The following is a 14,039-nucleotide window of genomic DNA, read 5'->3' on the forward strand; positions in this document are numbered from 1 at the left end:
TTGAACGATCAGCCCACTGCATTTACAAAAGCGGGGATTCGATGCTATCCTAGGCTTTGCTTGCGTGAATGGACTCGATAATATCCATCGCATGGCGAACTGAATCTTTGATTTCGGCAAAAGCCCGCTTGGCTATCAGGTCTTTTCTAAAAAGCTGAGATCCCATCCCGACACAAAGTACGCCCGCGTCAAACCACTTTTTCAAACTCTCCGCAGTCGGCTCTACGCCGCCAGTTGGGATGAGTTCCATCTTGGGCAAAACCGCATGGACAGCCGGGACAAAATCAGGACCCAGTACATTTGCCGGATAGATTTTCGCGAGCTCGCAACCTAGCTCTTGGGCGAAGAAAACTTCAGAAACAGTCCCGCAGCCCGGTATCCAAGGCACCTCCACTTTGGCACAGTATTCACCCAGTTTGGGATTCATCACCGGAGCCACGATAAACTCCGCCCCCATGTCAATAAACTCCTCCGCTTCATGGGAATGATAGATAGTCCCCGCACCGAGGTAGATACCGGGCAATTTGTCGGCGGCCTCCCGGATTTTTGGAAAAATACCCTTGGCTTCCTTACCGCGGTTGACCATCTCGATCACTCTCACACCGCCCTCGTAGGCAGCGTGGAGCAAGTCCAGGCAGACTTCCACATCGGGGTTGAAAAATATGGGCATCATGCCACCGGCATGCATTCGTTGAATAAAAGGAGTTGGGTTTCTCATTATCGTTTGATTTTTCCGACAGCTTCACCGCTGGCCAGATCATGAACTTCTTGAAGGGAGCAAAGCAAGATATCTCCCGGGACGCTGTGCTTGATCGCTCCGGCCGCCATCGCAAATTCGATCGCCTCTTTCGGCTTCATATGGAGCAAGCCATAGATCAGACCTCCGGCAAAAGCATCTCCTGTACCTACTCGGTCCACGATGTGCGTCAGGTCGTAGGATTTGGACGAATGCGATTTCTTCTTTTCATAAAGAACCGCTGAAATGGTATTGTGAGAAGAACTTTGGGATATCCGGTCAGTTTTCACAATGTATTGCAAATCAGGAAATCGGCTAAAAGCCATCTCGCGAACTGCGTCAAAATTCTTGAAATCCTCATTGAGACATTGCTTGAAATCCCGCGTTCCGGCGATGAATAGATTGGTCAATTCCATCAATTTGGGCATGATCTCATGCGGTTCTTTGCCAAACTTCCAGAGATTGCTTCTGTAGTTTAGATCACCACTGACGGTCACGCCTCTTTTTCTGGCTTCCTTCAGAGATCTGAGCGTCAGTTCTGCACATTCTTTGGACAAAGCCGGTGTGATGCCAGACCAATGAAACCAGCTCGCACCCTCAAAGATCGCATCCCAATTGAGGTCTTTCCCGTCAAAATTCGCGAAAGAAGAACCTCCCCGATCGTAGATCACCTGAGAGCTTCGCTGCATCGCGCCATTCTCAAGAAAATAGATTCCCATCCGTCCGGGGACATAGGGAATAAACTGGGTGTCGATGCCGTTTTTGCGGAGCTGTCCAGCCGCAGCCCAGCCAATTTCCTGATCGGGAAAAGCTGTCAGATGCGCCACATTCAAACCCCAGTAGGCCATCGCAGCGCCTACGTTAGCTTCGGATCCGCCAAATTCTACATCAAAGGAATGTGTTTGAAAAAAACGTTGGTTTCCGGGAGGCGAAAGGCGGAGCATGACCTCACCGAGTGTGATTATTTTCTTCATCGAAGAATGAATTTTTCTCTAAGTTTGACCAAGTTAAGGAATAAAAATCATGAACAATACTTCCCTCCTTCTCGACCCATCGGACAATGTAGGAGTCGCGCTGTCAGATCTGGAACCAGGTCAAAAAGTCGCTCCCAATGGCGTAGAGCTTGAAATTCAGGAATTTGTAGCAGCAAAACACAAGTTTGCAATCCGGGATTTTCAGCCCGGTGAAGACATCCTGATGTACGGTACCATCGTGGGAGAAGCCACTCGGGCAATCCCGCTTGGCCACGCGATCACCCTGCAAAACATTCACCACAAAACACGCGAATACACCGCCAATCCCGGCCAGTTTACCTGGTCTGCACCGGATGTTTCCAAGTGGAGAGAAAGGACTTTCAACGGCTACCTAAGGACTGATAATCAGGTCGGTACAGCTAACTATTGGCTGGTACTTCCGATGGTTTTTTGTGAAAATACGAATGTGCTTCTCCTCAAGGAAGCCTTCGAAAATGCGCTGGGTTTCAGCACTCCCAATCCCTACGAAGTCCAGATCAAAAACTTGATTTCTGGCGTCCAGGGCAAAAAAATTACGGAAACGGTTGCGGATAATTCCGTCCCTGCGGGCAGTCGAATTTTCGAGAATCTGGACGGAATCCGCTTCCTGACCCACGACCTCGGCTGCGGGGGTACCCGACACGATGCGGAGACGCTCTGCGCACTTCTCGCGGGCTACATCAACCATCCCAACGTCGCCGGTGCCACGGTCTTGAGTCTGGGTTGCCAAAATGCCCAATCCAGCATCTTGTTGGAAAAGCTTGCGCTCATCCAGAAAGGTCAGCCGAAGACCGTCATTATCTGCGATCAGCAGCAGGAAGGCACTACCGAGCAATTGATCCAAAAGGCAATCCGGGAGACATTCATTGGGTTGGTCGAAGCCAACAAGAACAAACGCCAGCCTGTCCCACTCAGCAAATTGGTCATCGGATTGGAATGCGGCGGATCGGACGGATTCTCCGGCATTTCAGCCAACCCAACCCTTGGACAAGTGTCGGACCTGGTAGTGGCCCTGGGTGGGTCCGCGATCCTTTCTGAGTTCCCTGAACTTTGCGGAGCGGAGCAAAACCTGATCAACCGATGCGAAACCCAAGAGCTTGCGGACAAATTCATCCACCTCATGGAGACCTACAACGAAGCAGCAAAACGCGTCGGCAGTGGATTTGACATGAATCCAAGCCCCGGCAATATCAAGGACGGGCTTCTGACGGATGCCATCAAATCCTGCGGAGCTGCCAAAAAAGGCGGAACTGCTCCGATCGTGGACATCCTGGATTATACAGAATACCTCAAAAATGCAGGATTGAATCTGTTATGTACTCCGGGAAACGATGTGGAAAGCACTACAGGTTTGGCGGGAAGCGGTGCAAACGTAATACTGTTTACGACGGGACTGGGAACACCCACCGGCAATCCGGTGTGTCCGGTCATCAAAGTATCCACCAACACCAAGATGACCAACCGGATGTCAGATATCATCGATTTCAATACCGGAACGATCATCTCCGGAGAAGATACATTGGAGACCTGCGGCGACAAGTTGCTGGAATTGGTCATCCAAGTGGCGAGCGGAGAAGTGACGACCAAAGCCGAAAAGAATAAAAACTACGATTTCATCCCTTGGAAGCGGGGCGTATCACTTTAAAAAGCAAAGAGCGGTCTTGAAGAAGACCGCTCTTTTTAATCCATTTTAATCCGTCCTAATCACTTAAAATAGATCTGCGCGGTAACAAGGGTTGTCCCCTTCCCATCTGCAGCTTGGACGTTTCCGGTTACGGAACCATGTCCTGTCGCGCCTGCAAACTTACCGGTGCCACCGACTACCTCCACATCAGCTTCAAAGGTGATGTTGCCGAGCTGGTCAAATGTCGCCTTGTTGGAGATATTATGGAACCAGATCGAGTTGCCCTTTCCGTCCGTTGTGATGGTACTTACAGTTTTTGAGCATTCTGCCAGCAGTCCCATCTCTATTCCCAAATCTGCAATCTCATCTCCGAAAAATTCAGAAACCGGAGCTGCGACAGTGTAGACCACCCCCTTTTCATCAGGAGCGCCTAGCGCGTATTGATTAAAGAAGGAATAGGCAATACCTAGATGCGTTGCGTTCCCCGTGCCAAAACCCGGAAAAGCATACGGCTTCGCAGGATCTGTGATACTTTGGTTTGAGAACTTCTCCATATAGACAACGCCATTAGGACTCTTTCTAAAACTTTCGTCCTGAGTAACGGCAGCTTCCAGCACCACTTCACTTTCGACCGCAGTTGCCTTCGCTTGAGGCATTTCCACCTCTGTCATACACGAGGACAAAATCAGCACACTGATCAGGCTAAGGCCTGAAAATTTAACGTAATTCTTTTTCATTGATTTATTTGATTAGGGTGATTGTGTATTTCCAATATACATTAAACTAATCCGATCTATTTGTAGCTACTTCGATTAGTCGATCGGCTTCTAGTACCTTATTTTTTGTACCTCATACCAATATAAATGCCAATAATACCAAATAAGAGCGGTTTGGCGCAAAATCAAAAAATTAGTCGCTCAAAAGATCAATTGTACCATTTATAGGTCACTTTTTTGTAATAAAATCCAATTTTTAGATACATTATAATTGTGCCTATTTACATCGGCGAGTTCGTGCCAAGTCATCTCTGAGTCGGATCGCAAGACGCTCCGACGTGTAAATTCTGGTAATCTTCGTATTATCGTCCAAAACGACTCGCCCCCATCCTTCTCTCAAAAGGGAATGAGTCGCCGACATTATTTCAAAATCAATAGAATCAAGACAACAACGATGGCAACCCAAGACATCCAAATTCTTCAATTCGGTACTGGCAACTTCTTAAGGGCTTTTTTGGGATCAATGATCCAAGATCTAAATGACGCAGGCAATCCATTGAATATCTGTATCATACAATCCACTTCTGGCAACTCGATCGATAAACTTGCCGCGCAAAACTTCAACTATCACCTCTTGGTTGCGGGCTTCAAGGACGGTCAAGAGGTTGAAACTACCCGAAAGATCACCTGCGTCAAGGACGGTCTCAGACTGCCTGACGACGCGGAAAAGTTCTTCGAATTCAGCTCCTCGACCAGCGTAAAATGGTTGGTTTCGAACGTCACAGAAGCCGGTATGATCTGGAAAAATGAGGGCAAATTTGAAAAACTTGCGGAATCCTTTGCGGGCAGACTGACTCAGTGGCTTCACCGACGATTCCTGACAATCCCCCAAGCCGAAACCGTCGTTCTGCCCTGCGAACTGCTTCCCAACAACGGAGATCTTCTAAAGGGTTTCGTGTTAGATCATGCAAAAGCTTGGAATATTTCAGCCAGTTTCAGCACGTGGATCGAGGAAAAAGTCACTTTCCTGAACTCGCTGGTAGATCGAATTGTCCCGGGATTTCCGGCTCATCTTGATTTGGCGCTGAAAGAATCCGATCCCTTTTTGGTTCAGGCAGAGCCTTATGCGCTTTGGGCGATTCAGGGATCAGCATCCGAAAAATCCAACCTCCCATTTCTGGACAGTAAATCTGAAGTGATTTTGGCAGAAGACATCTCTGGCTATGCGCTGCGAAAAGTGCGGATTCTCAACGCCTCCCATACTGCCATGACCGGTCACGGAATGCTTAACGGAATCGAGACGGTTGGCGAGTGGATCGGAGATTCGGAGCGGGAACAATTCCTGAAAGAGATGATCGCTGAGGAGATCCTTCCTACGATGGATCTGGATCAGGCCGCATTGGCGAAGTACTCCGAAGAGGTCCTTGACCGCTTTAGAAATCCCTTTGTGTCCCACAAGCTGGGCGACATCTCTCTCAATAGCATCGCAAAACTAAAAAGCCGTCTGCTCCCCATCTTCGTTGATTTCCAAGCAAAAAAGGGCCATTTCCCAGCTAAATTGAGCAGGTGCCTGCTTTCCATGGTCTTGTTTTACCTGCGAAATCCTGATAAAATCAGAGACGGTCAGGAAGTGACAGCCTGGTTTGAATCCGTTCCCAACGATCAACCTGAACTGGAAAACTTGAAACTAGCGCTTGTTGAATGGCTCCAATTGGAGTGGAATCCAGAATTTGAATCAGCTTACAATAAACTGATTTAATAAAATAACAGTCAACAAGTTATTCAAATCCTAAACCAGCCGCATACCTTGTCTTTGCATAGGAAATCCTGAGTTTCGCGGCTAGTTCGTTGAGCGTCAGCCGAGAATCAAAGACTGAAACTTCCCGTGCATTGACAAGGAAAAGGCTTGATTCCCCGATTTCAAATCTGCGCATCTCTCCGGTCAACAGCGCTTGCAGGCTTTTGACGTTTTCAGAAAAAGTGACAAGCTGCTGATTGACTACAGTCCAGTTGTTCAATTCGGATTCGAGTTTGGTCCTTAGCTGGACTTCTTTCAGATCCCTGGAATTCTCCTTAAAATCAATCTTGGCTTTGGCCAATCCGACTGCTCCCCGTGACTTTCTCCATAAAAGTGGCGTGTAAACCGACAAGCCCCATTTGTAATTGTTTTCATAAAACTGAGATTCGTCAAACTGGGAAAAGGACTCTGCCAGGAAATTATATTTCAACTTGACTGTGGGGATGATCTGCTGGCCTTTGAGTCTGCGCTCCACATCAAGACTGGCCAATTCATAGTCGGTCAACAGCAGTTCCGGATGATTGGCAACTGCCGTCCGCAGCTCCTCCAAATCCGGTTTTAAGACAAACTCGTCAAACAGTCCCTCCGGAACGATCTCGTTTTCGAGGGCCATCGGACTTCCACCCTCATCCCACAGGTAGGTGTTCAACTCCTGAGTGGTGGCAAAGTAGGTGTTTTCGGCAGTCTGCAACCGATACTGTCTGTTTAGCAACTGGGAAAAAGCTTCTACTGTATCGATCGCCGCAAGATCACCCTGCTCAAAACTCGTTTTGACAGAATTGAAGCGAAATCTCGCGAGCTCCACTCCTTCCTTTAGCACACTGAGGTTTTCGTAAGCCAAAGCCCATCGCCAATACATGTCGGTTGCATCAAGATTCAATTCATTCAGGAGCTTTGCGCGCTCCACCTCACTGGCCTGCTGGTAGATTTGGGCTTTGCGCAGCGCAGCTCTTCTTTCATCCAAGATCAATCCCTGTCCCAGGTTGACGGAGGCTCCTGCCGAGAGCAAACCGCCTGACGGCCCGGTAGATTCGGGATTAAGGTAAGCTCCTGAATTCTGCTCAAAAGATCCATTCAGTTCGACTCCCATCCAGGTGGGAATGCTCACCCCGGCCTCACGCTTGTCGTAGTAGGTGGATTGTTTGTATTCTTTTTGGTCCAGATTTCCATAGATCAAAGGATCAAAACCGCCCCGAGCCTGCCTCACCTCCATCTGCCCCATGCGTAGGTTCAGTTCCGCCTGCGCCGAAACGGGATGATAAAGCCTCACCCACTCCATGTATTCTGCGTAGCTAAGTCTGAGGGCGTCCTGAGCATTCACAGAAAAAGAAAGGCAAATCGCCAAGAAAACCAGTTTCAGTTTTTTCATTTTTTGGAAGCTGCTTGATCTTTCTGTTCTCTGGTATAATAATCAGCCGGAAAACCATTGAGTTGGCGCCAGATTTCATACCAGACCGGCACGTTGTTGAGTATGGCGATTCCATCTGCGCCGGATCCCATTCGGAGCAAGTCCGGCCAGGCCTCTTCCTCAGGGTCTTCAATTACCAGTACTCGGTATTGATTACTTGGTCCGGCAAACTGGTCGATTGCGACCACTACTCCCCCGAATGTCCCATTGGATATTTGCGGCCATCCTGAGAATACAATCGCCGGCCAACCGTCGAAAATAAACCTGACTTTATTCCCCACTTTGATCAGGGGCAAATCCACCGGCTCGACATACATCTCGACAGCTAAATCAGCATTTGCCGGCACAATTTGGACGATTTGATCCCCTTCTTTGATGGTCTCACCGATCCCGACCTGGACGGCTTTGGCTATGTACCCATCCTGTGGGGCCAAAATATGCCTGTAACCAGTCCGTCGCTCGTAATTGGAATACTGGTTTTCAAGCTTGGTCGTACTTGCTTCCGCGTCAAACTGAGAGGACATCGCCGTGTACATGTCGGATTCGGCCTTAGCCAGTTTGTCCTTGAAATCGTTGTCTATCGCCTCCAGATCGATCCTGGCTGTGATCAGTTCGTTTTTGCTGCTCAAATAGCGGTTTTCTGAGGAAACCAATGCCGTTTGGACTTCCTGGAATTTGAGTTTTCGCCCTTCCAAATCAGTGAGAGATCTCAGGCCTTCGGCAAAGAGGTTTTCTGCCCGTTCGAGCTGGTATTTCCCGATATCAAAGTTTACTTTGGCCTGTTCCCATCCGATGCTATCCGACTGAACTTTCAGCTCGGCCATCCTGAGCTTATTTTCAGCCTGCTGAATCCGCAGGATGTTATTCTTTTTAAGTGCAGCAATTTGGTCCTGCAGTGCTTCTACCTTTCCTCCATAGGATTTGGCAGAAAGAGACTTGGCGTCTACCTGCATCTGGGTTCTGGGCAGAAGCAGAGAATCAAAGTATTCGTCTTTCACTTCTGAAATCCTCAAAATGGTATCTCCTTTAGCAACAAAATCCCCTTCTGCTACATACCAAGCCTCTATCCTGCCTGCCAATATCGAGTGGATTGTCTGTGGTCGTTGGTCTGGTCGAAGAGCCGTGACATAGCCTTTGGATCTGATATTCTGGGTCCAAGGCAAAAAAAGCATGATAAATGCCACAATCAACAAGCCGGAAAGAATTCTGATTTTTCGCCGGCTTTCTTTGAGTGGTAAAGTCATGACCAGACTTCTGGATTCGTCAAAAGGAAGCGAATCGGGTATCTTAATGTTTGATATATTCAGCATGACCTCAATCGTTAGCTATTTTTATATTCTTGGTAACTTCCTTGAAAAAGGATCTTTCCTTCGTCCATTACGATCACTTCATCTGCTCGCTGGAGGATTTCTTCGTCATACGCGATCATCAGCAGGGTCCAGCTGCCTTTAAAGAGATAATCGATCACCCTGGTTTTGACCTCCGGATCCACATATTCGAGGACATTCTCCAAAATCAGTCCCTGAGGCTTACCCACTAATCCTCTGGCCAATAGAATCTTCTGGGCCAAGGATTTAGGAAGCCCCTTACCCTCCGGCTGAAGCATGGCATCCAAGCCCAGCGGCAGCCGGTACAAATAGTCTTTCAGCCCCACCAGATTCAGGATGTAGGTCAGTTGCCCCTCTTCAAAATCTCTTCCGAGCAGGATATTCTCTCTGATCGAGCCGTGAAAAATCTCCTGAAGCTCCAACGATCCACCCACCAATCCCCGATACTTCTCCAAGTTTATATACTCGAGAGAAAGGTCATTGACCGAAACAGTTCCTTCATATTCCTCATAAAGGCCCGAGAAAAGCGCCAAAAGTGTGCTCTTGCCACTCCCGCTTTTGCCTGTCACCACTACCTTCTTCCCCGCCTCGATCGTCAGGCTTACCCCTTTCAAAATAGGCTCATTGACATCCTTCGGTTGGAAAACCACATTTTCCATCCTGTATTTCAGACCATCCGGACCTGGCGTGATGACTTTTTCTGAAGGGCTGTGGTGCTCCATTTCCATGTCCATCACCTGACCGAGTTTCTCTACTGCTACCAGAGTATCATAGACAGTCTCCAGAGACAGGATGAGTTTTTCGACCGAATTGATCACCAACACGATGATCACTTCCGCAGCTACAAACTGCCCAATGGAAATCTGATCATTGATCAGCAACAAACTGCCTGCTATCAGCAAGCTCATGACGATGAACACTTTAAACCCGATCATCACTTTGTATTGAAAAATCAACACGGAGAAGTGCCTGGACCTGAATTCCACATATTTTTGGATCAGTAGGTCTGCTCTCAGAATCGGAAGTCGGGTAGTGCCGGCCAACTTGAAGGAATTGAGCGTCCGGGCAACTTCCTCCAGCCAAAAAGCAGTTTGGTATTTGTAGGTGGATTCTTTCAGTGCAGTCTCCATCCCCCGGGGACCGGAGAAGTAGAAGATAAGCACCAGAATACTGATCAGCACCAGTCCAAAAAAAATAAAAGTCGGATGATAGATCGCCAATAGAAGGAGGCCGAAAATCACCTGAAGCAAGGCCGCCGAAAAATCGATCAGGATCTTGGCAAGGCCCTTTTGCAGATTGACTGTATCGAAAAACCGGTTGACAATCTCAGGAGCGTACTGCCCATGCAGAATTTCTGTTTTCACCCGGGGAAGTCGATAGGCCAGCGAAAGACCGGACTTCGAGAAAATCCGCTGCTGTAACTTCTCCATGATGTGCAGCTGGGATATCTGCAAAAAACCACTGAAAGCCACGCCCATCCCCACGATGATGACCAATATCACCCAAGAGGTGCTGATCCTGCCTCCCAAGATAAAATTCAGGATTGCCTGAATCCCCAATGGCAGCGATAGTGTGACCAGTCCGTTGAGGATGGCATAAAAATAAATAGAGTAGACTTGTCTTTTTTCTTCCTTCAGCAAGCCAAAAAATCGCTTGAGCGGAGTCATTTCAGAATGGCTAGTCATTGGAGATGGTTTTAAATACGAGTTGGTAAAAAAACTGATACTGTTCGCTTCCTTCATGGGGCGTTTCTGTCATTCCGGGAAGATGGACAGCGTTGAAGGCCAGCAGCAAACTGGATTCCATTACACTGAATATGAGTGTCTTTGGGAACTTATATTCCGGTTTGATCTCCCGGATGATATTGGCAAGCCTATCTCCGAAGCGGTATATCTGGGCAAAAATTCCGGACTCATGTTCGCTATCCACTGACTTGGTCAAGTATCCCTTGATGGATTCGTTGATCACCAGTTTCCGAAGGAGCTTGGGGTCAAGAAATTCATTTTCAAGGTAGGTCGGACCATCTACCATCAGCCGGATTCCGATGGCAAGCCGCTCTTCCGGGTCCTCGATATTCGAGCTGGCAAACACAAAATTGTGCTCCAACCAAGCCCAATACCAAGCGCTGAGATACAGTAGCAGTGCATGCTTGTTTTCAAAGTATCGATAGATCGCAGCCTCTGTCCTGCCGATTTTTTGAGCTAGTTTTTTGAAAGTGAAGAGCTCAAGGCCGATTTCGTGAACCAATTGTGCCCCTTCTTGGACAATCAATATCCCCAGTTCTGAACTGAAAGGCTCCTTGGAATAGAGTTTTGGGTTAACCTCAACGCGGATTTTTCTTAAGATGGATTCCATTTACTCAAATAGAAGTATGAAATCACATAAACAGCCAATTCCTCAAAATGTTTGTAAAACTTCGATATCTGTTAGTAATCTTAACAAAAAAATAACTTTACTTCTCCGGCTTCAGTACCTCGGCGATCCGAATATCATTGCAATCATGGTTAAGCGGGTTCATCCGCTACAAAGCTCCAGTCTATGCCCAAAGATATTTTGGCACATAGGACAAAGGAATAAAAACGTCCGAATTCAAATCCGCCAACCTGTCACGTTCAAGTCTGAAAAGCCCAAGGAAGCTAATTCAAAAACCTCTGTATTTCAGCTTACTGAGTCCATACAGGTATAGCACCTTAGAGTACCGGAGCATGGCCGGAAGCAGGATGATATTCAGCACGACCACCATCGTTAGGTACATCCACAGCTTGGGAACTTCGACCAAGACATTGATCGCCGTGAGAGAGGTAATCACCAGCGCGACCGAAAACGCATAACTGATGTACATCGCACCGTAGTAGAAATCAGGCTCCGGATGAAAATTAGCGCCACAGACCGTGCAGGTTTTATTGACATCGGACAGCTTTCGGTAGCTCAGCATACTTACCGAATACAGTTTTCCTTCGCGGCATTGTGGACATTTGGCTGCTGCAATTGCCAGCCCCAACCTTTTTGACATACGTTTTTGATTCAGTATCAACTCAGGAATCCCCAATGGTCGGCAATTTACCTTTTCGCTATCTGGAATTAAAGTTTTCACCTAACCAAATCCAGCCCGACCCGTTAGTTTCTGGATGAAAGATGGAAAGTCAAGGTCGTTGATAAGCCGGTTGCGGGACAGCAGCTGGTCGAAGGCTTTCCTTTTTCTCCTGCTGGTCAACTTCATAAACCTCTCTGCTAACTTCTATGAGGGAAATATCCTGTCATCTGATCAGGTTCAGATGGCTGACCCACTGGACACCATCTCCGAATTGATTTTTGAATGGGCGCTGGACGGAGGTGAGGATCTCATCCCCGACAACGGCACGGAGCAGGATGACAACTCTCTGGAAAAACTGAAGCTGGCGCTGTTGCAAATCCCTGGCTTTGAGCTTTTCGCTCCCGTGTTTGAAAGGGAAAATTTGGCCTGCGGGGAAAATCCAAGTGCCGTCAATGGCCATCTTTCTTCTCCAACCCCTCCCCCTGATCGTTGCTGATTTTTTCGTGAATCACATTCAGCAAATTATCAACAAATCAATTAATTATGAAACGAATACTTCTCCTGACCCTTTTGGGGCTGGGACAACTTTGCGCGTATGCGCAGGAAAACAATAACGATCCTAAAATCCAGCGACAACTGCTCGACAGTCTCTTTATCGAAGAAGTGGAAAAGCCGGAAACCTCCCAAAAACCCAAAGTCCTCCACGCAGAGCCACTCTACATCGATCTGATCCGCGACTTGGGTGCCCGGAAAGGCGAAAGGGAATGGAACGTAGCCTTTGGGATGCAGGACATGCGTAAATACGACGAGTTTCAAGCGCTGATCGAATATGAGTGGGCTCCAATCGATCGGCTGGGCCTCGAAGTGGAGCTGCCTGTCAGTCTTTATTCATTCCGCACTGGAAATAAGGAGGGCGCCATTCCGGCAAACAAACTGGAATCACTGAAAGTCGCGGGACAGTACACATTCTTGGTCTCCGAAAAAATGAACACCTCCCTCGCGCTGGGTTACATTCATGAGTTTGAATTGGTAGACTTTGAAAAATACGGCAAGGAAAGCGCCTTTCATGGCAATGTCTTCAACCCATTTTTGGTGGCCGCGAAGCGTTGGGGGAGCAACTTTCACACGCTGATCTATACTGGCCCAAAAATCCACAAGCCTCATAATAAAAAGGCTGAAATGGTGTATGACGTCAATTACAACCTGCACTACATGGTGCCGGGAACCAAGAATTTCATCGGACTGGAGATAAATCAGGAACTATTCGAAGGCAGCTCGTCGACCACCCTACGTCCTCAAATGCGCGTTGGGCTGGCAGAGAACCTAATGATAGGCATTGTCTCGGCGATCCCGATATCTCAACCGGATGCGGGTTTGGGCTCTTTTGTGAGGCTCATCTATGAGCCCGGGTTCAAGGCGATGCATTAAAAAAGATCTTATTCACAACAATCAATAAAAAACGGGGCCTTCTGAGCCCCGTTTTCACCTGTATTCTTCCAGATCGTAGTCCTTCCCTTTGCCCCATTGAAGGAGCTCATGGATCGTATAGTACTCCAGCGTATCCAAGTCTTTGATCTTGAAATCGTCCCCGGACAACCTGGTGATGACCTCAATAGACCTGATTTCGCCTTGATTGACGAGGCGGTATCTTCTACCAACTCGAAGGTTGTCCAGCGCTAGCGGCATTAGGCTTTAGGTTTGATCATTGCGCCAGTAGCCTCAAACGTGATTTTTCTTTCAGGCTCGGTGATAGCTTCAACTTCCTCTTTTGAGACGCCTTTGTCTTCTGCATAGTGTCTCAATGTCTCCACGTCCGTTTCGGTCAGCGTAGCAACGCCCTCGATCACGATCGGAAAGCCCTGGGAATTCGTAGGCAAGAAAAATCCGTAATCCTTGAAGGTCACCCGCATGGACTCTCCGTTTGGCAGCTCCATGGCAAACCAGCAACCTTTTTTGGTGCAAACCTCCTGGATTTCTCCGGAGATCTTTCCCGCAAATTCGCCCTTCGCCTCCACCGCTGAAATCATCTCCGCAGTGGTGACGATTTCCGTTGCTTCCACAATGTTTCCGTAGTTGCCCGGCACCACTTCAGCTTCTCCTACCACTTCATAGGTTGTGGTAGTGGCGGTTTCTTCGGTTTTTTGCTGGCAGGAGAAAGCGAAGCTTCCGGCTGCGAGCGCGACGATTAAAAATGACTTTTTCATAATGTTATCAGTTCGATTGACCTTTCTTCTTTCTGGCAAAACCCTTGGTCCCGATGGTTTTACATAAGTTGATTTTTAGCAGCGGGCTTTCGTCTCTTGTCCGCGTACTAATTTTTCTCCAAAATTAACCCAAAAGCCGGTTTGGGAAAACTCCTTTTGCATATCCCCATAAAATCGA

14 protein-coding genes are annotated in these 14,039 nt (G+C 47.9%); 4 read left to right on the forward strand and 10 right to left on the reverse strand.

The features are described from left to right. Positions 1–49: 49 nt before the first annotated feature. Positions 50–718, reverse strand: coding sequence for a beta/alpha barrel domain-containing protein (locus tag G459_RS0125420; protein ID WP_084454709.1), 669 nt, complete (start codon positions 716–718; stop codon positions 50–52). Continuing rightward, positions 718–1,710: a sugar kinase gene (locus G459_RS0125425; RefSeq protein WP_026970097.1), complete on the reverse strand. Its 993-nt coding sequence runs from the start codon at positions 1,708–1,710 to the stop codon at positions 718–720. Before G459_RS0125425 ends, G459_RS0125420 begins: the two co-directional genes overlap by 1 nt. A gap of 49 nt (positions 1,711–1,759) precedes the next feature. On the opposite strand from G459_RS0125425, the gene G459_RS0125430 reads away from it, so the two are divergent. Further along, complete coding sequence (locus G459_RS0125430) at positions 1,760–3,394, forward strand: UxaA family hydrolase (protein ID WP_026970098.1); 1,635 nt, start codon at positions 1,760–1,762, stop codon at positions 3,392–3,394. Positions 3,395–3,453: 59 nt separating this feature from the next. On the opposite strand, the gene G459_RS0125435 is transcribed toward G459_RS0125430, so the two are convergent. Beyond that, complete coding sequence (locus G459_RS0125435) at positions 3,454–4,110, reverse strand: hypothetical protein (protein ID WP_157373457.1); 657 nt, start codon at positions 4,108–4,110, stop codon at positions 3,454–3,456. A 433-nt stretch (positions 4,111–4,543) separates the two neighbouring features. Between G459_RS0125435 and G459_RS0125440 the strand changes: the two genes are divergently transcribed. Continuing rightward, a complete protein-coding gene (locus G459_RS0125440; RefSeq protein ID WP_026970100.1) occupies positions 4,544–5,848 on the forward strand; it encodes a tagaturonate reductase in 1,305 nt (434 codons plus the stop codon). Between the two features lie 19 nt (positions 5,849–5,867). Here G459_RS0125440 and G459_RS0125445 read toward each other — a convergent pair whose 3' ends face one another. From G459_RS0125445 to G459_RS0125465, 5 genes are all read right to left on the reverse strand, one after another. Further along, positions 5,868–7,256: a TolC family protein gene (locus G459_RS0125445; RefSeq protein ID WP_026970101.1), complete on the reverse strand. Its 1,389-nt coding sequence runs from the start codon at positions 7,254–7,256 to the stop codon at positions 5,868–5,870. After that, positions 7,253–8,605 carry an HlyD family secretion protein gene (locus tag G459_RS0125450; RefSeq protein WP_026970102.1) on the reverse strand — a complete coding sequence of 451 codons (1,353 nt, stop codon included), beginning with the start codon at positions 8,603–8,605 and terminating at the stop codon, positions 7,253–7,255. The genes G459_RS0125445 and G459_RS0125450 overlap by 4 nt, the downstream gene beginning before the upstream one ends. 11 nt (positions 8,606–8,616) lie before the next feature. Then, on the reverse strand, positions 8,617–10,308 hold the full coding sequence (locus G459_RS0125455; RefSeq protein WP_026970103.1) for a peptidase domain-containing ABC transporter: 1,692 nt from the start codon (positions 10,306–10,308) through the stop codon (positions 8,617–8,619). Next, positions 10,301–10,978 carry a TetR/AcrR family transcriptional regulator gene (locus G459_RS0125460; RefSeq protein WP_026970104.1) on the reverse strand — a complete coding sequence of 226 codons (678 nt, stop codon included), beginning with the start codon at positions 10,976–10,978 and terminating at the stop codon, positions 10,301–10,303. The genes G459_RS0125455 and G459_RS0125460 overlap by 8 nt, the downstream gene beginning before the upstream one ends. A 286-nt stretch (positions 10,979–11,264) precedes the next feature. Next, positions 11,265–11,636, reverse strand: a complete 372-nt coding sequence (locus G459_RS0125465) for a DUF983 domain-containing protein (protein ID WP_026970105.1) — start codon at positions 11,634–11,636, stop codon at positions 11,265–11,267. A 115-nt stretch (positions 11,637–11,751) separates the two neighbouring features. Between G459_RS0125465 and G459_RS29290 the strand changes: the two genes are divergently transcribed. Continuing rightward, positions 11,752–12,153: a hypothetical protein gene (locus tag G459_RS29290; RefSeq protein WP_051315433.1), complete on the forward strand. Its 402-nt coding sequence runs from the start codon at positions 11,752–11,754 to the stop codon at positions 12,151–12,153. Positions 12,154–12,200: 47 nt separating this feature from the next. Further along, a complete protein-coding gene (locus tag G459_RS0125475; protein ID WP_026970106.1) occupies positions 12,201–13,085 on the forward strand; it encodes an HAEPLYID family protein in 885 nt (294 codons plus the stop codon). A gap of 54 nt (positions 13,086–13,139) precedes the next feature. Here the strand turns inward: G459_RS0125475 and G459_RS0125480 are convergent, their stop codons facing one another. Both G459_RS0125480 and G459_RS0125485 read right to left on the reverse strand, forming a co-directional pair. Then, a complete protein-coding gene (locus tag G459_RS0125480; RefSeq protein ID WP_026970107.1) occupies positions 13,140–13,343 on the reverse strand; it encodes a hypothetical protein in 204 nt (67 codons plus the stop codon). After that, entirely contained in the window at positions 13,343–13,861 is a 519-nt protein-coding gene (locus G459_RS0125485) for a DUF4920 domain-containing protein (RefSeq protein ID WP_026970108.1), read from the reverse strand. The genes G459_RS0125480 and G459_RS0125485 overlap by 1 nt, the downstream gene beginning before the upstream one ends. Positions 13,862–14,039: the final 178 nt, after the last annotated feature.

The organism is Algoriphagus terrigena DSM 22685, from assembly GCF_000429445.1.
Taxonomy (GTDB): Bacteria; Bacteroidota; Bacteroidia; order Cytophagales; family Cyclobacteriaceae; genus Algoriphagus; species Algoriphagus terrigena.